Source organism: Stenotrophomonas sp. G106K1 (assembly GCF_037969685.1).
Classification (GTDB): Bacteria; Pseudomonadota; Gammaproteobacteria; order Xanthomonadales; family Xanthomonadaceae; genus Stenotrophomonas; species Stenotrophomonas lactitubi.
In genome coordinates, this window is record NZ_JBBPFR010000012.1 from 105,046 (window position 1) to 130,000 (window position 24,955).

Annotated in this window: 22 protein-coding genes (1 of these 22 cut by a window edge); 8 read left to right on the forward strand and 14 right to left on the reverse strand. The window is 68.0% G+C overall.

The genetic code is table 11. From position 1 onward, the window contains the following. The first annotated feature begins 7 nt into the window (after positions 1-7). Together WKB25_RS12490 and WKB25_RS12495 are read left to right on the forward strand one after the other, a co-directional pair. The gene (locus WKB25_RS12490; RefSeq protein ID WP_340571025.1) at positions 8-502 is read left to right on the forward strand and encodes a hypothetical protein; all 495 of its coding nucleotides are present in this window, start codon (positions 8-10) and stop codon (positions 500-502) included. A gap of 88 nt (positions 503-590) precedes the next feature. Beyond that, complete coding sequence (locus tag WKB25_RS12495) at positions 591-1,343, forward strand: SDR family NAD(P)-dependent oxidoreductase (RefSeq protein ID WP_100554492.1); 753 nt, start codon at positions 591-593, stop codon at positions 1,341-1,343. Positions 1,344-1,443: 100 nt separating this feature from the next. On the opposite strand, the gene WKB25_RS12500 is transcribed toward WKB25_RS12495, so the two are convergent. The 4 genes from WKB25_RS12500 to WKB25_RS12515 form a co-directional block, all read right to left on the reverse strand. Further along, positions 1,444-2,337, reverse strand: coding sequence for an SPOR domain-containing protein (locus WKB25_RS12500; RefSeq protein ID WP_340571026.1), 894 nt, complete (start codon positions 2,335-2,337; stop codon positions 1,444-1,446). A 21-nt stretch (positions 2,338-2,358) separates the two neighbouring features. Next, complete coding sequence (gene argS, locus WKB25_RS12505; protein WP_340571027.1) at positions 2,359-4,047, reverse strand: arginine--tRNA ligase; 1,689 nt, start codon at positions 4,045-4,047, stop codon at positions 2,359-2,361. Between the two features lie 114 nt (positions 4,048-4,161). Further along, a complete protein-coding gene (gene radC, locus WKB25_RS12510) occupies positions 4,162-4,866 on the reverse strand; it encodes a DNA repair protein RadC (protein WP_340571028.1) in 705 nt (234 codons plus the stop codon). 71 nt (positions 4,867-4,937) lie between these two features. Further along, positions 4,938-5,564 carry a response regulator transcription factor gene (locus tag WKB25_RS12515; RefSeq protein WP_340571029.1) on the reverse strand — a complete coding sequence of 209 codons (627 nt, stop codon included), beginning with the start codon at positions 5,562-5,564 and terminating at the stop codon, positions 4,938-4,940. Between the two features lie 224 nt (positions 5,565-5,788). Here WKB25_RS12515 and coaBC point away from each other — a divergent pair, with 224 nt between their 5' ends. The 3 genes from coaBC to WKB25_RS12530 are packed head-to-tail and all read left to right on the forward strand — an operon-like array spanning position 5,789 to position 9,897. Next, on the forward strand, positions 5,789-7,051 hold the full coding sequence (gene coaBC / locus WKB25_RS12520) for a bifunctional phosphopantothenoylcysteine decarboxylase/phosphopantothenate--cysteine ligase CoaBC (protein ID WP_340571030.1): 1,263 nt from the start codon (positions 5,789-5,791) through the stop codon (positions 7,049-7,051). Then, the gene (gene dut, locus WKB25_RS12525) at positions 7,048-7,536 is read left to right on the forward strand and encodes a dUTP diphosphatase (protein ID WP_340571031.1); all 489 of its coding nucleotides are present in this window, start codon (positions 7,048-7,050) and stop codon (positions 7,534-7,536) included. The genes coaBC and dut overlap by 4 nt, the downstream gene beginning before the upstream one ends. 12 nt (positions 7,537-7,548) lie before the next feature. Next, positions 7,549-9,897, forward strand: a complete 2,349-nt coding sequence (locus WKB25_RS12530) for a phosphomannomutase/phosphoglucomutase (RefSeq protein ID WP_340571032.1) — start codon at positions 7,549-7,551, stop codon at positions 9,895-9,897. 433 nt (positions 9,898-10,330) lie between these two features. Here WKB25_RS12530 and WKB25_RS12535 read toward each other — a convergent pair whose 3' ends face one another. From WKB25_RS12535 to pyrE, 8 genes are all read right to left on the reverse strand, one after another. Continuing rightward, on the reverse strand, positions 10,331-11,044 hold the full coding sequence (locus WKB25_RS12535) for a response regulator transcription factor (protein ID WP_340571033.1): 714 nt from the start codon (positions 11,042-11,044) through the stop codon (positions 10,331-10,333). After that, entirely contained in the window at positions 11,025-13,685 is a 2,661-nt protein-coding gene (locus tag WKB25_RS12540) for a sensor histidine kinase KdpD (protein ID WP_340571034.1), read from the reverse strand. Before WKB25_RS12540 ends, WKB25_RS12535 begins: the two co-directional genes overlap by 20 nt. 51 nt (positions 13,686-13,736) lie before the next feature. Next, positions 13,737-14,381, reverse strand: a complete 645-nt coding sequence (gene kdpC, locus WKB25_RS12545) for a potassium-transporting ATPase subunit KdpC (RefSeq protein WP_340571035.1) — start codon at positions 14,379-14,381, stop codon at positions 13,737-13,739. Further along, positions 14,378-16,438, reverse strand: a complete 2,061-nt coding sequence (gene kdpB, locus WKB25_RS12550) for a potassium-transporting ATPase subunit KdpB (RefSeq protein WP_340571036.1) — start codon at positions 16,436-16,438, stop codon at positions 14,378-14,380. The genes kdpC and kdpB overlap by 4 nt, the downstream gene beginning before the upstream one ends. 10 nt (positions 16,439-16,448) lie before the next feature. Beyond that, entirely contained in the window at positions 16,449-18,158 is a 1,710-nt protein-coding gene (gene kdpA / locus WKB25_RS12555; protein ID WP_340571037.1) for a potassium-transporting ATPase subunit KdpA, read from the reverse strand. A 12-nt stretch (positions 18,159-18,170) separates the two neighbouring features. Further along, positions 18,171-18,263 (reverse strand): potassium-transporting ATPase subunit F, encoded by a 93-nt coding sequence (locus tag WKB25_RS12560; RefSeq protein ID WP_005407770.1) that lies wholly within the window; start codon positions 18,261-18,263, stop codon positions 18,171-18,173. A gap of 175 nt (positions 18,264-18,438) precedes the next feature. Then, positions 18,439-19,113 carry a hypothetical protein gene (locus WKB25_RS12565; protein ID WP_340571038.1) on the reverse strand — a complete coding sequence of 225 codons (675 nt, stop codon included), beginning with the start codon at positions 19,111-19,113 and terminating at the stop codon, positions 18,439-18,441. A 19-nt stretch (positions 19,114-19,132) separates the two neighbouring features. After that, entirely contained in the window at positions 19,133-19,792 is a 660-nt protein-coding gene (gene pyrE, locus WKB25_RS12570) for an orotate phosphoribosyltransferase (RefSeq protein ID WP_089241329.1), read from the reverse strand. Positions 19,793-19,955: 163 nt separating this feature from the next. On the opposite strand from pyrE, the gene WKB25_RS12575 reads away from it, so the two are divergent. The 3 genes from WKB25_RS12575 (at position 19,956) to WKB25_RS12585 (ending at position 22,428) form a co-directional block, all read left to right on the forward strand. Continuing rightward, positions 19,956-20,756 carry an exodeoxyribonuclease III gene (locus WKB25_RS12575; protein WP_099819668.1) on the forward strand — a complete coding sequence of 267 codons (801 nt, stop codon included), beginning with the start codon at positions 19,956-19,958 and terminating at the stop codon, positions 20,754-20,756. After that, positions 20,753-22,117, forward strand: a complete 1,365-nt coding sequence (locus tag WKB25_RS12580; RefSeq protein ID WP_340571039.1) for an MFS transporter — start codon at positions 20,753-20,755, stop codon at positions 22,115-22,117. The genes WKB25_RS12575 and WKB25_RS12580 overlap by 4 nt, the downstream gene beginning before the upstream one ends. A gap of 80 nt (positions 22,118-22,197) precedes the next feature. After that, complete coding sequence (locus tag WKB25_RS12585; protein WP_025879428.1) at positions 22,198-22,428, forward strand: hypothetical protein; 231 nt, start codon at positions 22,198-22,200, stop codon at positions 22,426-22,428. Between the two features lie 44 nt (positions 22,429-22,472). On the opposite strand, the gene WKB25_RS12590 is transcribed toward WKB25_RS12585, so the two are convergent. Then, entirely contained in the window at positions 22,473-23,600 is a 1,128-nt protein-coding gene (locus tag WKB25_RS12590) for an anhydro-N-acetylmuramic acid kinase (protein ID WP_340571040.1), read from the reverse strand. Between the two features lie 64 nt (positions 23,601-23,664). Further along, positions 23,665-24,955, reverse strand: the 3' portion of a protein-coding gene (locus tag WKB25_RS12595) for a peptidoglycan DD-metalloendopeptidase family protein (RefSeq protein ID WP_340571041.1). It continues 179 nt past the right edge of the window; 1,291 of the gene's 1,470 nt are visible here — the last part of the coding sequence; its start codon lies off the right edge, out of view; it ends in the stop codon at positions 23,665-23,667.

A 24,955-nucleotide genomic window follows, 5' to 3' on the forward strand; every position in this document is an offset into this window, starting at 1 on the left:
CCCTTCGATGCGCCGGTACCTCCTTTCCGCCCTGCTGGTCGCCAGCAGCTTCGCCGCCACCGCCCAGGACCGCTACGTACCCGTGGAGCAGCGCCTGAGCGCGGCCCAGTTGGCCGAAGTCGGCCTGGACGCGACGCAGCTGCAGACCCTGAACCGCGTGCTGCGTGAGGCCGAGGCATCTGCGCCTGTCCCCACGCGCGCACCGGTTGCCGCCAGCACCGGCGCACCGTTGCCGGCCAACGTTCCCGCCCCGGCGGCGATGCACCTGGGCCTGGAAGAGGGTCCGGTCAGCGCCCGCGTGGTCGGCGACGTTGCGGGCTGGGAGCCGGGCACCGTGTTCACCCTCGACAACGGCCAGCAATGGCAGGTGATGAAGGGCCAGATGAAGCTGCGCAAGACCCTGCAGGCGCCGCAGATCGAGGTGATTCCGGGTATCGCCGGGCGCTGGTTCCTGCAGGTCGACGAAGATCTGCCGAAGGCTCGCGTGTTCCGCCTGCGCTGACCGCGCGCACCGCAGCAGGCCGATCAGGCAACGCAGCCGTGGACCGACGGTGCCAGAATGGCGGTCTGGTTTCCCACGGAGTTGTCTGATGACCCGAACCGTCCTGATTACCGGCGCCACGTCCGGCTTCGGCGCCGCTGCCGTCCACCGCTTCGCCCAGGCGGGCTGGAAAGTGATCGCCACCGGCCGTCGCAGCGAACGCCTGCAGCCGCTGGTCGAGCGCTACGGGAAGGAGGTGGTGCACGCGGCCGTGTTCGACGTGCGTGATCCGGTCGCAATGGAAGCGGCGCTGCTGGCCCTGCCGCCGGCCTTCGGCGACATCGACCTGCTGGTCAACAATGCCGGTCTGGCCCAGGGCACCGCGCCGGCGCAGAGTGCCAGCCTGAAGGACTGGACGACGATGATCGACACCAACATCACCGCGCTGGTCACCCTGACCCATCGCCTGTTGCCGCAGCTGGTGGAGCGCAAGGGCGCCATCATCAACATTTCGTCGGTGGCCGGTGTCTATCCGTATCCGGGCGGCAACGCCTATGGCGGCACCAAGGCCTTCGTCAGCCAGTTCTCGCTGGGCCTGCGTTCGGACCTGCACGGTACCGGCGTAAGGGTGACCACCATCGAGCCGGGCATGGCCGAAACCGAGTTCACCGTGGTCCGCACCCATGGCGACCAGGTCGCCTCGGACAAGCTGTACACCGGCGCCAATCCGATGACCGCCGAGGACATCGCCGAGCAGATCTTCTGGGTAGCGAGCCTGCCGCCGCACCTGAACATCAATCGCCTGGAACTGATGCCGGTCAGCCAGTCGTTCGCCGGCTTCCAGGTTGCCCGCGAGGGCTGATCCGCGCCCTGGATGCGTTCTGTAGAGCCGAGCCGATGCTCGGCTCTACAGGCAAAAAAAAGCCGGGCAACGCCCGGCTTTTTCATTCATGCCCGCAGACTTACTGCGCCTTGATCGCCATCGCCTGCAGGCCGGTGCCATCCAGCTTCTGCTTGGCTTCGGAAAGCTCACCGGCGCTGCCATAGGGCCCCATGCGTACGCGGTACACGGTCTTGCCGTTGATCTGCGCCGACTCCACGCGTGCGGCCAGGCCCATCATCGCCAGCTTGGCCTTGGTCGCTTCAGCATCACCGGAAGCGCCGAACGCACCTGCCTGCAGGATGTAGCGGGCGTTGTCGGCCGGTGCCGGGGCTGCCACAGCGCTGGCGGCGGCCGGCGCGGCTTCACTGCGTGCCGCGGGCGCGGCGGCAACGGAGCCGGCGCTGGCCGGCGCGGTGGTACCGGTCGCTCGCGTCGCTGCCGCAGGGCGTTCACTCACCGGGGTCGGCAGCGGACGGCTGGTGGCGGTCACCGGCGCGGTGCTGGCAACGCTCGCCGTCGCCGCAGGTGCGGCGGCCGCAACCGCCGGCACCGGCTTGCCTTCCAGTGCGGCCTGCGCGCGCTGCGCTTCGGCCTTGCTCCGGCGCTGTTCCTCGGCGCGCGCGCTGGCGGCCAGTTCGGCGTCGGACATCTCCACTTCCTTGCCAGGCAGCAGGGTGTAGAAGTCGTACTGGGTAGCCGCCGGCTTTTCCGGTTCAGCCGGCTTCGGCGTGGCTGGCTGTGCGGCCGGCTGGGTGCCGACATCGCTTTCGCCATCGGCCACCGGTGCCGGCTGCGCGTTCGGGTTCGGCTGCGGACCGGCGCGCAGGAAGCCATCGCCCTCGCCCTTGAACAGGTTCGGCGCCGCCAGGAACACCACGGCGGCGATCGCCACGCCGGCAACCAGCCACACCCATCCGGGCGTGCCTTGGCTGCTGTTGCGCCGAGCCTGTGTCTTGCCGCGTCGTGCTGCCATGTCTACTGCGTCTCCTGAGACTTACATTTTTTCCGGGGCGGAAACGCCCAGGAGGTCGAGGCCGTTGGCCAGTACCTGGCGCGCCGCGCAGGCCAGGGTCAACTTGGCATTGCGATCGGTCGCGTCGTCCACCAGCACCGGCGTCCCGTGATACCACGTGTGGAACGCGTGTGCCAATTCGCGCAGGTACTGCGCGACCAGGTGCGGCTCCAGCGACACGCCGGCCGCTTCCACCACTTCCGGATAACGTGAGATCTCGTTCATCAGGGCCAGCGATGCGTCATCGGCCAGACGGCCCAGGTTGGACAGGCCGGTGCCCTGTTCGTAGACCAGGCCCTTCTCCTGCGCTTGGCGCAGCAGGCTGCAGACGCGGGCATGCGCGTACTGCACGTAGAACACTGGGTTGTCGTTGCTCTGCTGGCGGGCCAGGTCGATGTCGAAGGTCAGCTGCGAATCGGGCTTGCGCGCGATCAGGAACCAGCGGGTCGCATCGCGCCCGGCTTCTTCGATCAGGTCGCGCAGGGTGAAGTAGCTGCCGGCACGCTTGGACAGCTTCACTTCCTCGCCGCCGCGCATGACGGTCACCATCTGGTGCAGCACGTATTCCGGCCAGCCCTGCGGGATGCCAACTTCCATCGCCTGCAGGCCGGCACGCACGCGCGCCAGCGAACCGTGGTGGTCCGCGCCCAGTTCGGTGATCGCGCGCTCGTAGCCGCGCTGCCACTTCGACAGGTGGTAGGCCACGTCCGGCACGAAGTAGGTGAAGGTGCCGTCGGACTTGCGCATAACGCGGTCCTTGTCGTCACCGAAGTCGGTGCTGCGCAGCCACAGCGCACCGCCTTCTTCATAGGTATGGCCCGACGCCTGCAGCTTGGCCACTGCCTCGGCAACCTTGCCATCGGCGTACAGCGAGCTTTCCAGGAAGTAGATGTCGAAATCCACGCCGAACGCGGCCAGGTCCAGGTTCTGCTCGTTGCGCAGGTAGGCCACGGCGAAGCGACGGATCGCCTGCATGTCGTCCGGGTCCTTGGCGCCGATCACCAGGGTGCCTTCCAGGTCGACGCTGGCGCCGGACATGTAGGCGCGCGCCACATCGGCGATGTAGTCGCCGCGATAGCCGCCTTCCGGCCAGCCTTCCTGGTCCGGAGCGATGCCCTTCACCCGTGCCTGGGTCGACAGCGCCAGGTTCTCGATCTGCACGCCGGCATCGTTGTAGTAGAACTCGCGCTTGGCGTTCCAGCCGTTGGCATCGAGCACGCGTGCCACGCAGTCGCCGATGGCCGCAGCGCGGCCGTGGCCGACATGCAGCGGACCGGTCGGGTTGGCCGACACATACTCCACGCCCACCGTGCGGCCATCGCCGGACAGGTTGCGGCCGTAATCGGCGCCTTCCTTGATCACGGTGACGGCTTCACGCTGGTACGCGGCCGGTGCCAGGTGGAAATTGATGAAGCCCGGACCGGCGATCTCGACCTTGCTGACGTCTTCGCTGCGCGGCAGCGCCTCGACCAGCGCCTGTGCCAGTGCGCGCGGATTGCTGCGCGCGGCTTTGGCCAGCAGCATCGCGGCATTGGTGGCGAAGTCGCCATGGTCGCGGGTCTTCGGGCGCTCGACCACGAAGTCCGGCGGCAGGGAGTCGACGGGCAGGGTGCCATTGGCGCGCAAGGCTTCGATGCCTTGGCTGATCAGGGCGCGGAGGAGATTTTTCACGAGGCCTGCTGTGAGAATGAGCGGCGGAATCGCCCATTTTAGCGCAGATGCCGGCCCCAACGCTGACCGAGGCCTGCCTGCCAGGGCACGCGTGGCCGCCTGTTGCTGCGCGGCTCATCCGACCAGACGGGCCTGCAGCGGCGGTAGAAGACCCCGTTCAGCAAACGAAACGGGACGCCCTTCACCCACCACGAAGTGGTCCAACAGGCGGATGTCGACCAGGACGAGGGCCCGCTGCAGTTCCTCGGTGATCTGCGCGTCGGCGGCTGAGGGCTCCGGGTCGCCGGAGGGGTGGTTATGGCTGAGGATGACCGCGGCGGCGTTGTGCAGCAGGGCTCTGCGCACCACTTCGCGGGGGTAGACCGGGGCTGCGTTGATGGTGCCGGCGAACAGTTCCTCGCAGGCGATCAGGCGATGGCGGTTGTCCAGGAACAACACCATGAACAGCTCGCGGGCCTGCCCGCGCAGGCGGTGCTGCAGGTAACGGCCGACGGCGGCAGGGTTGTTGCCGACCGATTCGCCCTGCTGCAGTTCAGCAGCCAGGTAGCGATGGGCCAGCTCCAGCCCGGCGGCCAGCGTGCAGCTGCGAGCCGGCCCCAACCCAGGGAGTTTCGACAGCTCGCGGGCGGGGCGGTCCAGCAGCACCCGCAATGGACCGTGGGCGAGCAACAGGTCACGCGCCGTCTGTACGGCGTCCCGGCCGCCAATGCCGGAACCCAGGAACAGGGCCAGCAGTTCGGCGTCGGACAGTGACGTGGGACCCCGGGCCAGCAGCTTCTCGCGGGGGCGCTCTTCTTCGGGCCATTCATGGATGGGCATGGTGCCCATCATGGCGATCATCGCCGACCGCTCCCATAAGCGCTTGCCGTACCCGTGGGTCGGCCAAGTCCTCAGTCGCGCCGGGTCCGCAGGTAGTCGTACAGCTCCTGGTTGTTCTGAAGGCCCAGCTTGCGCATGGCTTCGGCTTTCTGCCGGCTGATCGTCTTCGGGCTGCGTCCGCTGCGGTCGGCGATGGCATTGATGTTCAGGCCATCGGTCAGCAGTTGCAGCACTTCCAGTTCGCGTGTCGACAACGCAGCCGGTGGATGCGGGAACAGCAGATCGCGGGCCTGCAGGTGGCGCCGCAGCTGATCGGAAACGAATATCTGCCCTGCCATGGCGGCATGCAGGGCCTGCGGCAGTTCGGCGAAGTCGGCGCTCTTGTCGACCAGACCGTGTACGCCATCGCGTAGCAGGCCATCGAGCAACCCCGGGTGCCTGGCCCCGGTCAGCACCACCACGGGAAGGTCGGGATGGCGTTGGCGCAGCACGGCCAGTAGTTCGGGACCATCCGGGCCCGGGCCGGGCATGGACAGGTCGGTGAGTACGGCATGGCATGGCTGCTGCACCAGCAGCTGCAGCAGCCCAGCACCGTCGGCAGCGGCACCGGCCACGTCCATCTGGTGACGCTCGAGCACGATTCGGATGCCGTGCAGGACGACCGGATGGTCGTCGGCAATGATGATGCGCGGTTGCACGGGGAACTCCTGGGAAATCGAACGGCACACCTGGGTGGCCAGCGATGATTCTGCAAAGCGGGGACGCGAAGAGGTATAGGAAAGTTCCGAATCGGCATGCAGCAAACCCGGAAAACTCCCTGGGGGCTGTCCATGTGCTGATAGCCGCCCGCTATGTGCCGCGTGCACCGGGAGGTTGCTGGCCTTCGGGTAAGCTAACGCCCTCGTTTGCACAGGAATTCCAGGTGGCTGATTCTCCCAACGCTTCCCCGACGCGGATCCGCGCGCTGGAAGGCCAGAAACTGCTCTTGTGTGTCGGCGGCGGAATCGCGGCCTACAAGGCCCTGGAACTGGTTCGACGCCTGCGTGATGCCGGTGCGCTGGTGCAGGTGGCGATGACGGCCGGCGCCCAGCAGTTCGTCACGCCGCTCAGCTTCCAGGCCCTTTCCGGCCAGCCGACCCGCACCACGCTGTGGGACAGCGCCGCCGAACAGGCCATGGGCCACATCGAACTGGCACGCTGGGCCGATCGCATCGTGATCGCGCCGGGCACCGCCGACCTGCTGGCACGCCTGGCCCAAGGCCACGCCGACGACCTGGTCAGCACCCTCTGCCTGGCCAGCACCGCGCCGCTGACCGTGTGCCCGGCGATGAACCATCGCATGTGGCTGCATCCGGCTACCCAGGCCAATATCGCCCTGCTGCGCCAGCGTGGCGCGCAGGTGATCGGTCCGGTCGATGGGCCGCTGGCCGAAGGCGAGTCCGGCCCCGGCCGTTTGGCCGAGCCGGGCGACATCGTCGCCGCCCTGGTCGCCAACGGCACTGCCGCCGCCGTCGCTGCGGCGCCGGAAACGCTTGCGCTGCAGGGCCTGCGCCTGCTGATCAGCGCCGGCCCGACCTATGAGGACATCGATCCGGTGCGTTATGTGGGCAACCGCAGCAGCGGCAAGATGGGCTACGCGCTGGCCGCCGCTGCTGCCGGGCTGGGTGCCCAGGTGGTGCTCGTCAGCGGGCCGGTGCAGCTACCGACGCCGCCCGGCGTGCAGCGCATCGATGTGCGCTCTGCCGCGCAGATGCGCGAGGCGGTACTGAATGCGCTGCCGGCCGACATCTACATCGGTGCTGCCGCCGTTTCCGATTACACCCCGCGCCAGGTGGCCGCGCAGAAGCTGAAGAAGACCGCCGACAGCCAGTCGCTGGTGATCGAGCTGGTGCGCACCCCCGACATCCTTGCCGAGGTTGCCGCGCAGACGCAGTCGTTGAAGCTGGTGGTCGGCTTCGCCGCCGAGACCCACGACGTGGAGAAATATGCGCGCGGCAAGCTGGTCGACAAGCGTCTGGACCTGGTGATCGCCAACCAGGTGGGCATCAGCGGCGGCGGTTTCGAAAGCGACAACAATGCCGCCACGGCCTTCTGGCAGGATGGCGAACAGGTATTCCCGGCTACTTCCAAGCGTGAGCTGGCCGAACAACTGCTGGCGCTGATCGCGCGGAGGCTTCAGGCATGACCCAGGCAAGCAACACCCACGTATTCACCCCACAACCGTTGCAGGTCAAGCTGCTCGACCCGCGCTTCGGTGACAGCTGGCCGCTGCCGGCCTACGCCACCGAAGCCAGCGCCGGCATGGATCTGCGCGCGGCGCTGGAAACCGCGCTCACCCTGCAGCCGGGCGATACCGCACTGGTCCCCAGCGGGCTGGCCATCCATATCGCCGACCCGCATCTGTGTGCGGTGATCCTGCCGCGTTCGGGCCTGGGCCACCGCCATGGCATCGTGCTCGGCAACGGCACCGGCCTGATCGACGCCGACTACCAGGGGCCACTGCTGATCAGTGTCTGGAACCGTGGCCGCGAGGCCTTCACCATCGAGCCGGGCGATCGCATCGCGCAGCTGGTGGTGGTGCCGATTGCCCGCGTCAGCCTGCAGGTGGTGGATACTTTCACCGACAGCGTGCGGGGAACGGGTGGATTCGGCCATACCGGTGTGCGTTGACAGGGGACATCGATGAGCGGCATCGGGGAAGCACAGCGAGGAACGTCGTTGGGACGGAGCGCGCCATTGCTGGGTGTGCTGCTGGTACTGCTGGCGGCCTGGTTCGGCTGGAGCGCGGTACAGCAGTGGCGGCAGGCGGCCAGCGGGGAAGCGCTGGAACAGGCGCGCGACCAGGCCGTGCAGGGGCTGCAGCAGGCTGCCTCCGGCCAGTTGCAGCAGCTGCAGCAGCAGTTGAAGGGCGACCGCGTGCAGCAGGCGCTGCAGGCCGGTGATGCCGCCGGCGCCGCGTTGGCGCTGCGGGAAAGCTGGACCGGCGTCGAACAGGTGGAGGTGCTGGGCGCTGACCTGGCCGCAGGCTATGCCGATGCGGCCACCTTTGGATACGCACGCCTGGCCCTGCTGGAATCGGCGCTGGCCGACGGCAAGGCAACCCTGCGCGTGGTCCGCGATGGCGGCGGCAACCGCTTGGGTCTGGCCGCGCCGGTGCAGCTGACCGGTGTCGGACCGGCGGTGGTCTATGTCCGCCAGCCGCTGCTGCGGTTGACCGCGCCGCTGGACCAGGTACATGCCCCCGGCAATGGCTTCCTGGCGCTGCGCCAGGGGACGCACAACATCGTGGTGCAGGGTGATACCGGCCTGTCCGAGAGCGCCGAGGCAATGGCGCGCCCGGTGGCCGGAACCCCGCTGCGACTGGCCGCCGGGGTGCCCAATGTGGAACCCGGCCCGCTGGGACTGGGAGCACTGGCCAGCGCGATTGTCGCCCTGCTGCTGGCCTTCATCGCGGTACTGCTGGTGGTAGGCCGTGGCCGACTGCCGAAGTCACTGCCGTTGCCCAGCCGGCGCAGCGCGGTGGCCGACGCCGATCACGGCCCGACCCTGCGTGAAAGCCTGCAGATGGTCCCGCCGACGGTACCCGGCGAGGCGGTGGCCGAGGCTGCGCCGCCTCCGCCGCCTCCGGTTCCCGCCGGGGAACTGGCTGCGGGCATCTTCCGCGCCTACGACATCCGCGGCGTGGTCGGCAGCGAGCTGACGGTGCGCACCGCCGCGCTGATCGGCCAGGCCGTCGGCACCGTCGCCCTCGAGCAGGGCCTGCGCGAGGTGGTGATCGGCCGCGATGGGCGCCTGTCCGGTCCGGAACTGTCGGCGGGGCTGGCCGAAGGCCTGCGGCGTGCCGGCTGTGCGGTGATCGATATCGGCCTGGCTCCGACCCCGGTGGTGTATTTCGCCGCCTTCCATCTGCGCACCGGTACCTGCGTAGCGGTCACCGGCAGCCACAATCCGCCGGACTACAACGGTTTCAAGATCGTCATCGGTGGTGAGACCCTGTCCGGCGATGCGATCACCGACCTTTACCAGCGCATTGTCGAAGGCCGTCTGGTCCAGGCGGCGGAACCGGGTGATTACCAGCAGCGCGAGGTCAGCGCCGACTACATCCAGCGTATTGCCGATGACGTGCAGCTGGACCGCCCGCTGAAGGTGGTCGCCGACGCGGGCAACGGCGTGGCCGGTGCCTTCGCGCCGCAGCTGCTGGAAGCGATCGGCGCCGAAGTCATTCCGTTGTACTGCGATGTCGACGGCACCTTCCCCAACCACCACCCCGATCCCAGCGAACCGGCCAACCTGGAAGACCTGGTGCAGACGGTCAAGCGCTTCGGCGCCGACCTCGGCGTGGCGTTCGATGGTGATGGTGATCGCCTTGGCGTGGTCACCGGTGAAGGCAAGATCATCTACGCCGACCGCCTGCTGATGCTGTTTGCCGCCGACGTGCTGATGCGCAACCCGGGCGCGATGGTGATCTACGACGTGAAGTGCACCGGCAAGTTGTCTGATCACGTGCTGCGCAATGGCGGCAGCCCGTTGATGTGGAAGACCGGGCACTCGCTGATGAAGGCGAAGATGCGCGAGACCGACGCCGAACTGGCGGGCGAGATGAGCGGCCACTTCTTCTTCAAGGAGCGCTGGTTCGGCTTCGACGATGGTCTGTACGCCGCTGCACGCCTGCTGGAGATCCTGGCCCAGCGCGAAGAAACGCCGGACGACGTGCTGGCCGAACTGCCGGAAATGGTGGCGACGCCGGAGCTGAAGGTGCCGGTGGCCGAGGGAACCCCGCATGCGTTGGTGGCGATGCTGGTGGCCGCTGCGCAGTCGCCGGACAACCCGTACGTGGGCGGTCGCCTGTCGACCATCGATGGCCTGCGGGTGGACTTCGCCGACGGCTGGGGCCTGGTTCGTGCGTCCAACACCACGCCGGTGCTGGTGCTGCGCTTCGAAGGCAACGACGAAGCGGCACTGGAACGTATCCAGGCACTGTTCCGCAGCCAGCTGCAGCCGGTGCTGGGCGACACCCCGTTGGGATTCTGAGGCAGTGCCGGGCTGCCACCCGGCACCCGCCGAATCCAAGGCAGCAGCCGGAGCAACAGCAACGGCGGGCATTCCGTGGGATGGTGGGGCGGTGTCGGAGTGCGGGGGCGCGTGAACCCCCAGACCGGCCCAGCCGCTAGCGGCTGGGCGTTCGGGCGCTTGCGAAGCAGTGCTTCGCAAGCAAAGCGCCCTCCCTCACCCCGGGGGCTTGGCCGCGGCATCCATGCCGCGGACACCCCCGCAACCGGACCCACCCCGCCTCCGACAGATTTCCGCGATCTGTCGGAACGGCGCTCTGTGCTGCTGTTGGTAGGTGTCGACCTTTGTCGACACGGTAGATCCACGCCATGCGTGGATGCTCTTCAATGGATGTCCATCCACGCATGGCGTGGATCTACTTGTCTGGTGGGTGCCGACCGTTGGTCGGCACACCTCACCCCTTGAACCGCAACCCCACACCCGGTTCGGTGAACAGGTAGCGTGAATCCAGCGCCGAGTCGCCCAGCTTGTGCCGCAGCTTGCCGACCAGGATGCGCAGGTAGTGGGTGTCGTGCTGGTGGGTGGGTCCCCAGATTTCCTGCAGGATCTGCGGTTGGGTCACCACTCTCCCGGCATTGCGCAGCAACAGCGACAGCAACGCGTACTCCTTGCGGGTCAACGCCACCAGTTCGCCATCGATCGCCACTTCGCGGCGCACCAGGTCCACGTGCAGGTGGCCATCGTCGAACACCGGCGGCGTGCCATCGGTCGGTACACTGCGTGTGCGCAGCAGTGCCCGCACCCGCGCCATCAGCTCCTGGGTACCGAAAGGTTTGGTCACGTAGTCGTTGGCGCCGTTGTCCAGTGCACGCACCTTCTCGGTTTCACCGGCACGCACGGTCAGCATGATCACCGGCACCTGGCTCCATTGCCGCAGCTGCTCCAGCACCTCATGACCTTCCATGTCCGGCAGGCCGATGTCCAGGATCACCAGGTCCATGTCCTCGCTGGCGGCCATCTGCAGGCCTTCCTGGCCGGTCGCGGCCTGGCGCACCTGATAGCCCTGCGCGCGCAGGCTGATGTCCAGGAACCGGCGGATCTGGGTTTCATCGTCGATCACCAGCACGCGCGGGGCCGGTGCGCTGGTGTCAATCGGTGTCGGACTCATCGTGGGAGACTGGCTTGAGCAGGGGCAGGGTGATGCGGATCAGGGTACCGCGACCGTCGCGTCCGGGCAGCGCCTGCACGCTGCCGCCATGCGCGCCGATCATGCCCTGGCAGATGGTCAGGCCCAGGCCGGTGCCGTGGCGGCCGCGGTCGCCGCGTTCGACGCTGTAGAACATGTCGAAGATGCGCGCGCGCTCGTCGTCGGGAATGCCGGGGCCGGCATCGATCACGTCGATACGCAGCTGACCATCCAGTTCGCGCGCCAGCACCTGCACGGCGGCATCGGCCGGCGAGAACTTGGCAGCGTTCTCCATCACATTGAACACCGCCTGCTCGACCAGTGCCGGATGCACCCAGATCGGTGCCAGCGTCGCCGGAATATCCAGCTCCAGCCGCACCTTCGGCTGGTAGCGCTGCAGGCGACGGGCCGCCGAACCGATCAGCTCGTCCACGCCTATCCAGTCGCGGTTGATCTTCAGGCCCTCGTGGCCCAACCGGGTCATGTCCAGCAGGTTCTGGATGTAGCGGTCCAGGCGCTCGCCTTCGACCAGGATGGTGTCCAGCAAGGCGCGGCGGTCGGCCAGATCCATCGCCGCGCCGTAGCTGGCCAGGCTGTCGGCTGAGCCGATCATCGCTGCCAGCGGCGAACGCAGGTCGTGCGACACCGAGGAAAGCAGGGCAGAGCGCAGCCGCTCGGTCTCGTTGCTCACATGCGCCTGTTCCAGCTCGGCCACCAGGCGCGTGCGCAGCGCGGCCTGGGCGATGTCATCGACCATCGCTTCGGCCAGCTGGCGCTGTTCGGGCAGCAGCCGCGCCTGCGCACCCGGCAGGTACAGGCCGGCCACGCCGATCGCCCGGTCTTCGCCGTCCAGCAGCGGCAGGAACCACCATTGCGCGCCGGCCAGGGTATCGGTGAAGCGGCCACTGGGTTGGCCATGGCGCAGGGCCCAGTCGGCCGCCGCCAGATCGGTATCACCGGGCAGGCTGCGGCCACCGGTCGCGGTATCGGCGCCGATCCGCAGCCAGGCCGGTACGTCCATGGCCTGTTCCAGCGCATGCCGGCCGGCCTGTGCCACTTCACCGTTGCCGGCCGCACTGGCCAGCTGCCGGCCCAGCTGCTGGCGTGCGCGTGCATGGCGGTTGGCTGCGCGCAGTGCGATCACCTGCATGCGCAGGCGCGACGCCAGGCGTCCGGCCACCAGCGCCGCCGCCAGGAACAGGAACACGGTGATCACGCCCTGTCGCGCGCCGATGGCAAAGGTGAAGCGCGGCGCGATGAACAGGAAGTTGTAGGCAAGGAAACACAGGATCGCCGCCATCACCGCGACACTGGCGCGGGTACGCGCGGCCACCAGCACCACCGCCACGATGAACACCATCGACAGATCGGCCATGCCCACCCAGCGTTCGACCAGCCATGCCACCGCGCAGGCGAGGGCGGTGGCGATCAGGGCCTGCAACGGCTCGTGGCTGACCCCGCGCATCGGTGGCAGCAGGCCCTCTCGACGGGAACGCGCACGCGCCTGCGGCGTGCTGATGATGGTGATCTCGTAGTGCGCGCCGCGCTGGATCAGCTGCTGGGTGAGGGTGCGGTTGAACATCCGCGCCAGCGGTCGCTCGCGGGTACGGCCCAGCACCAGCGTGGACACGCCGTTGTGCGCGGCGTGGTCGAGCAATGCATCGGCGATGCTGGAGCCGTGCAGCAGCTCGGCTTCGCCACCCAGGCGGCGGGCCAGCGCGAAGGCCGCATCGATCTCGCGCCGGGTCGCTTCGTCCTGGCGGCGTCCCTGCACCGTCACTACCGTCCACGGTGCATCGCGGCGCTCGGCGATGCGTCGCGCCACCCGCACCAGATATTCACTCTGACCGCCGCCATCGATCGCCACCAGCACGCCGCGACGCAGCGGCAGATTGCTCTCACCGCGGGCCGCACGGGCCTCGCGCAGGCTGCTGTCAACGCGGTCGGCCGCTTCCTGCATGGCCAGTTCGCGCAATGCGGTCAGGTTGGCCGGCGAGAAAAACGCCTGCAGTGCCTGTGCCGCCTGCTCGGGCACGTACACCTTGCCCTGCTGCAGACGCGCGATCAGTTCGCGCGGCGGCAGATCGACCAGCACGATGTCGTGCAGGCGGTCGAGCACGCCATCGGGCACGGTCTCGCTGACGCGTACACCGGTGATGCGCATCACCACATCATTGAGGCTTTCCAGATGCTGGATGTTGACCGTGGTCCAGACGTCGATGCCGGCGTCCAGCAGTTCCATCACGTCCTGCCAGCGCCGTTCGTGGCGGCTGCCCGGCGCATTGCGATGGGCCAGCTCGTCCACCAGCACCAGCGCTGGTTTCCTCGCCAGCACGGCGTCCAGGTCCATCTCCTGCAGGTCGTGGCCATGGTAGGCCACGTCCTTCAGCGGCAGCCGCGGCAGGCCCTCCAGCAGGGCCTGGGTATCGGCACGGCCGTGGGTCTCCACCAGCCCGACCACCAGGTCCACGCCACGGCGCAGCTGTTCCTGCGCGCGGGTCAGCATGGCGTAGGTCTTGCCGACGCCGGGCGCAGCGCCCAGGAACACGGTGAGCTTGCCACCGGCTTCGCGTTGCAGGCCTTCCACCAGGGCGTTGGCCTGGCGGGTCCGCAGATCAGTCATGGGAGCCGCTGTCATGGCCGCCATTGTGCGCGCAGCGGGTGCAGCCCTGCATCACGGCGCGCGTGCCGCGTGGTCCAGGGCGAAGTTCAGTGTCACCACGTTCACCCGTGGCTGGCCGAACACACCCCATTGCCGGCCCTGCGTGTTGGCCTTCACCAGTGCCTGCACGCGCTCCACCGGCAGGCCACGCGCACGCGCCACCCGGGCCACCTGCAGCTGTGCTGCCGCCGGCGACAACTGCGGATCCAGGCCGCCGCCGGACTGGGTGACCAGATCGGCAGGCACCTGTGCGGGCGTTGCGCCTTCGCGCGCGGCCACTGCTGCGGTGCTCGCCGCCACACGTTCGGCCAGCGCCGGGTTGCTGCGTGCCAGGTTGGAACCGGCCGCTGCCATCGGGTCGTAGTTGGCCGCCGACGGTCGTGCCTGGAAGTAGCCATCGCCGGTGAACGGCTGCGACAGCCATGCCGAAGCGCGTACCTGGCCGCTGCCATCACGCAGCAGGCTGCCTTCGGCCTGCGCCGGGAAGGACAGGCCGGCGAAACCAGTGGCGATGCCGGCGTAGACCGCACCGGCCAGCAGCAGGGTGGCCACGCCCAGGCCGATGGCCGGGCGCCAGCTGGCGCCGTCCTGCAGCGTGGCCATGCGCGCCTCGCTTTTCAGCTCGCGGGAAAGGGAAGAGGAGTCAGAACGGTTCATGCGCCGAATACCAGGACAAGAAGAAGGTCGATCAACTTGATTGCCGCGAACGGCAGCAGCACGCCACCCAGGCCGTACACCAGCATGTTCCGGCGCAGCAGCGCCGTTGCGGTGGCCGGGCGGAAGCGCACACCGCGCAGCGCCAGCGGGATCAGGGCCGGAATCACCAGGGCATTGAAGATCAGCGCCGCCAGCACAGCATTGCGCGGGCTCGACAGCTGCATAACGTTCAACGCGGCCATCGCAGGCACGGTGGCGGCAAACAACGCCGGCAGGATCGCGAAGTACTTGGATACATCGTTGGCCAGCGAGAACGTGGTCAGCGCGCCGCGGGTGATCAGCTGCTGCTTGCCCACCTCCACTACCGCCAGCAGCTTGGCCGGGTCCGAATCCAGATCGACCATGTTGCCGGCTTCCTTGGCCGCCTGCGTACCCGAATTCATCGCCAGGCCGATGTCGGCCTGGGCCAGCGCCGGCGCATCGTTGGTGCCGTCGCCGACCATCGCCACCAGGCGGCCACCGGCCTGCTCGGCACGGATGCGTGCCAGCTTGTCCTCGGGCCGCGCCTCGGCGATGTAGTCATCCACACCGGCTTCGGCGGCGATCGCGGCGGCCGTCAGCGGGTTGTCGCCGGTGATCATCACCGTGCGGATGCCCATCGCCCGCAGCTGTGCGAACTTCTCGCGCATGCCGTGCTTGACCACGTCCGACAGCTCGATCACGCCCAGCACATGGCGCCCCTCAGCCACCACCAGCGGCGTAGCCCCGTTGCGTGCGACCTGGTCCACGCGCCCGGCCAGCTCGGCCGGCACGGTGCCGCCCAGCGCCTGCACATGGGCGCGGATCGCATCCGCAGCGCCCTTGCGGATCTGCCGGCCGTGCAGCAGGTCGACGCCGGACATGCGGGTCTGCGCACTGAAGGCCAGGTAGTCGGCCTGGTCCGGCTCGGCGGTGGTGCAGCCCTGCTCGCGGGCCAGGCGCACGATCGACTTGCCTTCCGGGGTCGGGTCGGCCAGCGAAGAGAGCAGCGCCGCCTCACGCAGCTGGTCGGCGTCGATCCCGGCCAGTGCATGGAAGTGGCTGGCCTGGCGGTCGCCATAGGTGATGGTGCCGGTCTTGTCGAGCAGCAGCACGTCGACGTCACCGGCCACTTCCACCGCCTTGCCCGACTTGGCCAGCACGTTGGCAGCCAGCGCACGGTTCATGCCGGCGATGCCGATGGCCGGCAGCAGGCCACCGATGGTGGTCGGGATCAGGCACACCAGCAGCGCGATCAGCAGCAGCGGATCGACCTTGACGCCCACCGAGGCACCGATCGCCGGCAGCGTCGCCACCACCACCAGGAAGGTCAGTGTCATTGCCGCCAGCAGCAGGGTCAGCGCGATCTCGTTCGGTGTCTTCTGCCGGTTGGCGCCTTCCACCAGCGCGATCATCCGGTCCAGGAAGCTGTGCCCCGGCTCGGCGGTGATGCGTACGACGATCTGGTCGGACAGCACCTTGGTGCCGCCGATCACGCCGGAGCGATCCGTACCCGCCTCGCGCAGCACTGGTGCCGACTCGCCGGTCACCGCCGCTTCGTTGATGGTGGCCAGGCCCTGCACGATCTCGCCGTCGGCCGGCACCAGCTCGCCGGCACTGACGATCACGTGGTCGCCGGGACGCAGTTCGGCGGCCGGCACCTGGGTTTCGCTGGCACCGGCCTGCGCCGATGCCAGACGGCGCGCCACCAGGTCCTGGCGGGCGCGGCGCAGCGAGGCGGCCTGGCCACGGCCACGTGCTTCGGCCACGGCCTCGGCGAAATTGCCGAACAGTACGGTGACCAGCAGGATCGCCGTCACCGCCAGGCCGAAGCCAAGTGGCGCGTTGCCGGTCAGGGTGATGATCGCGGCGACGATCGTGCCGGCCATCACCACCGCCATCACCGGGCTGCGCACCAAGTGCATCGGCGACAGCTTGCGTACGGCCTCGATGAGCGCGCGGCGCAGGCCGGCGGCATCGAGCAGGGCCGGGCGGGACGCCACGGAAGAGGAACGGTTTGCGGTTGCGTGACTACTCATGGGGGTGTCCTCAGTGCAGTCCCAGGCTCAGGTGGTCGGCGATCGGGCCGAGTACCAGCGCCGGCATGAACTGCAGCACGGTCAGGATGACGATCACCGAGACCAGGGTCAGGGCGAAGGTCGGAGTTTCGATCTGCAGGCTGCCGGCCGATTCAGGGGCCTGCCGCTTGGCGGCCAGCTGCGCGGCCACCACCAGCGGGATGATCAGCAGCGGGAAGCGGCCCAGCAGCAGCACCAGCGAGCAGCTCAGGTTCCACCAGGGCGTGGCGTCACCCAGGCCCTCGAAGCCCGAACCGTTGTTGGCGTAGGCCGAGACATACTCGTAGAACACCTGGCTGATGCCGTGGAAGCCGGGATTGGAGGTACCGGCCAGACCTGGCACGGCCAGCGTGATCGCGGTGAACAGCAGCAGGGTGATCGGCTGCAGCAGCACCAGCAGGGCCAGCAGGCGCACCTGTGGTGTTTCCAGCTTGCGGCCGAACAGTTCCGGTGTACGGCCGGTCATCAGCCCGGCCAGGAACACGCCCAGCAGCAGATACACGATGAACTGCTGCAGGCCGCAGCCGATGCCGCCCCAGATCGCGCTGACCAGCATGTTGACCATCGCCAGGCCGCCAGACAGCGGGCTCAGCGAATCGTGCATGCCGCTGACCGAGCCGTTGGAGACCTGGGTGGTCACCGCCGCCCACAGCGCGGTGGCATCGGCGCCGAAGCGTACTTCCTTGCCTTCCATCAGCAGCGGCGTGGCCGCACTGGCGCTGTGGCCCTCGCTCCATACCGTCGCGCCAATGGACAGCAGCGACATGCCGAGCATGCAGCTGAACACCAGCGCGCCGAAGCGACGGCGCCCGGTGAACGCACCGATCATGAAGATCACCGCCATCGGCACCATCAGGATGCCGATCACCTCCAGCATGTTCGATACCGGGGTCGGGTTCTCCAGCGGGAAGCTGCTGTTGGGGCCATACCAACCGCCACCATTGGCGCCCAACTGCTTGGCTGCAACCATCGCCGCAACCGGGCCCAGCGGCAGCTTCTGCTGCGCCATGCCGGCGCTGGCATCGATCGGCGTGGCCTGCGGGCCACCGGCGAGCGTGGAGGGCACGCCCTGGCTGGTCAGCAGCAGCGTCCACAGCAGGCACAGCGGCAACATGAAGCGCACGCACAGGCGTACAACGTCGGCGTAGTAGTTGCCCACCGCCACGTGCCGTTCATCGCCCGCGGCCGGTGCAGTGGCGGTCGTCGGCGCACGCGAGAACAACGCACGCAGCGTAGCCACCGCCAGCGCCAGGCCCATCATCGGTGTCACCACCTGCAGGCCGGTGATGCCGGTCATCTGCGAGAAATAGGACAGCTGCGCCTGGCCGGAGTAGTGCTGCTGGTTGGTGTTGGTCAGGAACGAGATCATCGTGTGCAGCGCCGTGTCCCAGCGCATGTTCGGGATCTGGTCCGGATTCAACGGCAACCATGCCTGGGTCATGAACACGGCCTGGGTCAGCGCCGCGATCACCACGTTGCTGAGCACGAACGCCAACGCGTAGCCCCGCCACGACATCGAACGTGAGGGATCGACGCCGAGCACCTTGTACAGCGGCTTTTCGATCCAGTGGAACAGCACGTCGACTTTCATCGGCGTGCCGCGCATCACCCGGGCAAGATAGAGGCCCAGGGGCCAGGCCAGCAGCAGGCTGGCGGCAAGAATGGCAAGAATTTCAGTCATGGCAGGCTCCGCTCAGAACGACTCGGGCCGCAGCACGACATAAAGAAGATAGGCGGCGGCAACCAGCACCAGCACGCCACACAGCAACGACAGCCAGGGGGACATGGAATTTGAGACCTGGTGGAACCCCTCCACCTCAGGCGGCCATCGTCGTCCCCACCCCCATAAACGCACTACGCGCCGGACCGGGCCGACGCGTAAAGAGTGCATAAATTTCAGGGTCCAGGTCGTAACCCGGCATCCGCTAGCGCCGGGCCATGCGCGGCCGGCAGCGCGGTGCTCAACTCGTCGGGGTCTGTGCCGGAGCCGCCTCCGGCGCCAATCCCTTCAGTTGCCGATAGCGCTGCAGGCTGCTTTCGATCTCGACCTTCAATGCCTGCTGCTGCTGTTCGAAGCTGATCAGCAGCCGCTGCTGCGATTTCAACTGCGCATGGCGCTGGGCGATCGCCTGGGCCTGCTTGTCGGCAACCTTGCCGCCGGCCAGTTCGCGGTCACCGGCGGCAGCAAGCAGGGCCACCAGCGAATCGCGCAGGCTGGCCACGTTGTACTGGGCGGTCTTGAGGTTGTTGTCGAGCACCTCCTGGCGCTCGGCGAACACGCGCCGCAGCGCATTCTCATCACCGTAGGTGGTCAGCATCGCCTGTTCGGTGCGCTGGCGGGTCTGCTCGGCCATCTGGTCCAGCTGGACCTGCGCCGCCGCCGTGCTGGCGGCAGCGCGTTCCTCATCGCTCAACGCGCGCTGCACCTGCGCATTGCGCAGGCCGCTGTTGGCGCTGAACTCATCGCGGGCGTGGTTGACCGCATCGGCCGGCAGCGCATCGCTGCAGATCCGCTCCTTGCCCTCGTTCCAGCAGTACAGCTTCTTGTCTGCAGCCTTGCCGCCGGACTGTGCCAGCAGCGTCTGCGGCATCGCCAGCAGCAGGCTGACAGCAACGATGGCAGGAACTCGGAACATGCGGCCTTCCCCCTGATGGTCAGCGCGTGGAACGGACGCCGTACTGGGCGCGATAGGCCTCCAGCGGCTGCCGGTAGCCTACAAGTTCCGGATTTCCGGACGCGAAATCAAGCAGGTCGGCCAACGTTGCCACCGCGATCACCGGGATGCCGGCTTCTTCAGCCACGGCCTGCGCGGCCGAGCGATGGTCGGTGTCCGAGGCGATCTCCTGGCGGTCCAGGGCCACCACGATGCCGGCCGGAATGCCGCCCGCGGCGCGGATGATCGCCAGCGCTTCGCGGATGGCGGTGCCGGCGGTGATCACGTCGTCGACGATCAGCACGCGCTTGCCGGTCATGTCGGCGCCGATCAACTGGCCGCCTTCACCATGGTCCTTCACTTCCTTGCGATTGAACGACAGCGGCAGGTCGCGGCCGCGCTGGGCCAGCTCGCAGGCCATCGCGGTGGCCAGCGGAATGCCCTTGTAGGCCGGGCCGAACACCACGTCGTACTTGATCCCGGTGGCGTCGATGGCGTCGGAATAGCACGCGCCCAGCTGCGACAGCAGGGAGCCGGAGTCGAAACGGCCGGCGTTGAAGAAATAGGGGCTCAGCCGGCCGGACTTGAGGGTGAACTGGCCGAAGCGCAGGGCATCGGCGGTCAGGGCCAGCTGCAGGAAACGGTGACGGTGGTCGCTCATCAAAACTCGATTCATCTTCATTTGGAGCGCAAATCCTAATCCAGCTGGACTTTCTGCGCTCGTCCGCCGCCTTCACGCGGGTATCGGCAGCTGCCCCCGCGGGCTGCTCAGCCCGGCAGGCAACCGGTATGCTTGCCCGGTTTCCCGCCGTAGGTTCTTCCGCATGCGCATCATCAGCTTCAACGCCAATGGCATCCGTTCGGCCGCCACCAAGGGCTTCCTCGACTGGTTCCGTGGCCAGGACGCCGACGTCCTCTGCATCCAGGAGACCAAGGCCCAGGAAGACCAGCTGACCGACCCGATGTTCCGCCCGGACGGCCACCATTGCTTCTACCGCGATGCCATCACCAAGAAGGGCTACAGCGGCGTGGCGATCTACAGCAAGCGCGAACCGGACCAGGTCATCACCTCGCTGGGCTGGGCGCCCTTCGACGACGAAGGCCGTTACATCGAGGCACGCTTCGGCAACCTCAGCGTGGTCTCCTTCTATATTCCGTCCGGCAGCTCGGGTGACCTGCGCCAGGGCTTCAAGTTCGAAGTGATGGAGTGGCTGCGGCCGATCCTCGAGGAATGGGCGCGCAGCGGCCGCGACTATGTGCTGTGTGGCGACTGGAACATCGTCCGCTCGGCGCTGGACATCAAGAACTGGAAGTCCAACCAGAAGAACTCCGGCTGCCTGCCCGAAGAGCGCGACTGGCTCAATGCCCTGTGCGCCGACCACGGCCAGGCCACCGATGTGGCCAGCGGTCGCGGCTGGGCCGACGCCTATCGCCTGCTCAACCCGACCGGTGAGGACTACACCTGGTGGAGCAACCGTGGTGCCGCCCGTGCCAACAACGTCGGTTGGCGCATCGACTACCAGTTCATCACCCCGGGCCTGCGTGACCGCCTGCGCAGCTGCTCGATCTACCGCGACCAGCGCTTCTCGGACCACGCACCGTTCATCGTGGACTACGACCTGTGACCGAGGCTGCCAAGCCGCGCCGTTCCTGGCGGCAGGTGCTGGCCAACCTGCGCCAGCGCAAGGTGCTGGCGATGCTGCTGCTGGGCTTCAGCTCGGGTCTGCCGATCTATCTGGTGGGCAACACGCTTGGCTTCTGGATGCGCAAGGAAGGCATCGAGCTGAGCACCATCGGCTTCCTGTCGTGGGTGGGTCTGGCTTACACGATGAAGTTCCTGTGGGCACCGATCGTCGACAAGGCCGACGTGCCACTGTTCGGGCGGTTGGGGCGTCGTCGCGGCTGGATGCTGCTGTCGCAGATCGTCGCTGCGGTGGGCCTGGTCGGCATGGCGTTGATCCAGCCCAAGGGCGGCCAGTTGCTGCTGCTGGGAATCGCCTGGGAACATGTGGTGGTCTTTGGCGCGATGGCCGTGGTGGTGGCCTTTGCCTCGGCCACCCAGGACATCGTCATCGACGCCTGGCGCATCGAGAGCGCCGACAACAGTGAACAGCTTGGCCTGCTGACCTCGTCCTCGGCGCTGGGCTATCGCACAGCGCTGCTGGTCACCGATGCCCTGATCCTGATCATCGCCGCCCGCGTCGGCTGGCAGGTGTCCTATGAGTTGATGGCCGCGTTGATGGCCCTGGGCGTGGTGGCGGTGGTCATGGCCCGCGAGCCGGCCCGCGAGATCCAGGCAGTGCAGGCGCAGGCCGCCTCGTTGTGGACGCCGCGCGGCCTGTTCGATGCAGTGGTCGGCCCGTTCGTGGCCTTCGTACGCGAGCATCGCAGTGGCGCGATCCTGATCCTGGTGGCGATCAGTGTCTACCGCATGGCCGACTTCGTCATGGGGCCGATGGCCAATCCGTTCTACGTCGATCTCGGCCTGGACGGGGATACTGTGGGTGCCGTGCGTGGTTCGGTCGGCCTGGTGGCCACCTTCATCGGCATCGCCGCTGCTGGCCTGGTGTCCGTACGCTGGGGCGTGCTGGCAGCGCTGCTGGCTGGCGCCGTGCTTGGCCCGGCCTCCAACCTCGCCTTCGCCTGGCTGGCCTATTCGGGGCCGGATACCACCCACTTTGCTGTCGCGATGGCGATCGACAATTTCGCCAGCGGTTTCGCGGGTACCGCGTTGATCGCTTACATGTCGAGCTTGACCAGCATCGGCTATACCGCCACCCAGTACGCCCTGCTCAGCTCGTTCTACGCGATGCCCGGCAAGGCGCTGAAGGGCTTTTCCGGCTGGTCGGTACAGACCCTCGCACAGGGCCGCACGCTGCTGGAAGGCTATGCGCTGTTCTTCATCGGTACTGCCCTGGTGGCCATCCCGGTGGTGATCCTGTGCGCGATGCTGATTCTGCAGCAGCGCCGACGCGCCGTGACCTGACAGTTGCCGGCGCCCCCGGCGTGCGGGATGATCGCCCCGACGCGCCGAGGGGGCGGTGCCTTGCGAACGGGGAAGTGAGCATGGCCGACGTAGTGCTGCGGGACCTGGACCCGCTGCTGCTGGAACGCATCAAACGGGTCTCGGTGGCCCGAGGCTGGACCCATGAACAAACCTGCGCGGTCCTGCTGGAGCAGGGCCTGTTCAGTAGTGAACTGGAGGTCCGCTCCGGTTTCGGCGACCCCGAAGTCGACGCCCTGTCCGACGCGATCGCCGCACTGCAGGCGCTTCCCGCAGGGCAAGGCTTCGACTAGCCCGACTGCCCAGTAGATCCACGCCATGCGTGGATGGCGTCACCTCACGCCAGATGGATCGCCCCGAGAATCCGCGGCCCCGTCGCCCCGGTCACGCTCGGCAGGTTGCCCGCCAGCCCGTCCATCGTCCGCTGCGCCAGCCAGGCAAACCCCATCGCCTCCACATACTCCGGGTCCAGCCCGTGCAGTGCCGTGGATTCGACCACCACGCCCGGCAGTCGCGCCGCCAGCCGTCGCATCAACTGCGCGTTGCGCACCCCGCCGCCGCACACCAGCACCCGTCGGGTGTGCGGTTGCTGGGCCAGCAGCGCATCCACCACCGTCGCCGCGGTCAACTCCAGCAGCGTCGCCTGCACATCGGCGGCAGCAAACTGGCCTTCCTCCATGTGCGCTTCGGCCCACGGCAGGTGGAATTGCTCGCGCCCGGTGCTCTTGGGCGGTGGCAGCGCAAACCACGGGTCCGCACGCCAGCCGGCCAGCAGGCTGTCATCCACCGCACCACTGGCCGCGTAGGCACCGTCAGCGTCGAAGCTGCGCCCGGTGTGGCGCTGGCACCAGGCATCCATCAGCGCGTTGGCGGGGCCGGTATCGAAGCCACGCACCACGCCTTCGCGCGGAATCAGCGTCAAGTTGGCGATCCCGCCCAGGTTCAGCACCGCACGGTCTTCATCGGCCGCACCCAGCATGCCCAGGTGGAAGGCGGGCATCAGCGGCGCCCCGTGGCCGCCGGCGGCAACGTCGCGGCGGCGGAAATCGCACACCGTGGTTATGCCGGTCAGTTCGGCGATGCGGTTGCCGTCGCCCAGCTGCAGGGTGAAGGCCGGCTCGGCCAACGGTCGATGGCGCACGGTCTGCCCGTGCGAGCCAATGGCCCGCACCTGCGAACGGTCGACACCGGCCTCGTCCAGCAGCTGGTTGGCGGCGGCGGCGAAGCTGATCGCAATCCGCGCGTCCAGCTCGCCCAGCTCCTCCAGCGACTGCAGCGGGCCGCCCTCGCCGAGGGCTACCAGACGCGCGCGCAGCACCGGCTCCCAGCGGGCAGTCAGCCCGTGCACGAAGCGGCAGCCCCCGTCGGCCGGGAATTGCACCAGCGCGGCATCGATGCCGTCGGCACTGGTGCCCGACATCAGGCCCAGATAAAGGGGAAGGGACGGATCGGCAGTGGGGTTCATGGCGGGCATAAAAAAAGGACACGGCAAGCTTGTGCTGCCGTGTCCTCCTTCGTCAACGCGTGGATCAGCCGCGCTTGCGGCCTGCCGGCGCCTTTTCCTTGGCGCTGGCCACCTCAGTGGTCGCGCTGTCGGCAGCCGGGGCAGGGCTGGCGTCGGCGTAGATCAGCTTCTCCATGCCCTGGATGCGGGCCATCGCCGGCGCGGTCTGCGCCCGGAAGGCTGCCAGCTCGGCGCCCTTCAGCGGTTCCGGCGGCGGCATGGTCACCGTCAGCGGATTGCGGTGCTCACCGTTGACCCGGAATTCGTAGTGCAGGTGCGGGCCGGTGGCCAGGCCGGTTGAGCCGACGTAGCCGATCACCGTGCCCTGGGCCACGCGCTGGCCGCTCTTGATTCCGGCAAAGCGCGACATATGCCCGTACAGGGTGGTGTGGCCGCGGCCGTGGTCGAGGATCACCACGTTGCCGTAACCGCGCTGCACGCCGACGAACTGCACCCGCGCATCGCCGGCGGCCATGATCGGCGTGCCGGTACGCGCGGCGTAGTCCACGCCCTTGTGCATGCGCATCTTGCCCAGCACCGGGTGCTTGCGCGCGCCGAAGGTCGAACTCAGCCGCGCGAACGGGATCGGCATGCGGATGAAGCTCTTCTTCAGCGAGCGGCCATTGATGTCGTAGTACTCGGACTTGCCGTTGCGGTCGAAGCGGAAGCCGGAATAGGTCTTGCCGCCGGTGGTGAAGGTTGCCGCCAGGATCTTGCTGGTATCGACCTTCTCGCCCTCGCGCCAGGTCTCATCCATCACCACGCTGAAGCGGTCGCCCGGCTGCAGGTCCTTGGAGAAGTCGATGTCGTACTTGAAGATGTCGTCGGTCATCGTCGCGATCGCCGATGGCGACAGTCCTGCGCGGCGTGCAGCCGCATACAGCGAACTGGTGATCTCGCCGCTGGTGACCACCGTCCGCGTGGACGTCTCGCGCTTGGTCACCTTTTCCTTGATGTCATCGCCGCTCAGGCTCAGCTCGACCCGGTTGTCGGCATCGCGGTCGAAGCGGATGCTGCGCAGGTCACCGGACAGCGGCATGTCGAAGGCGATCTCGGCACCCGGGCGCAGCTTGGTCAGCGATTCGCGCGCACCCGGATGGTCCAGCACCCGGTGCAGGGTGCTGGCGGAGATGCCGGCCTTGTCGAACAGGTCGCTCAGGGTCTGCCCGCGCTGCACCCGCAGCACCTGCCAGCTGTCGCCAGGGATCTGCTGCTGGCGGGCCATTGCCAACGGCGGCAACGGCAATGCCAGGCTGGTGTGGCTGTCGGCGTAGGGCGCATCGATGGTGTGCGAGAAGCCCGGCACGATCGTGGCT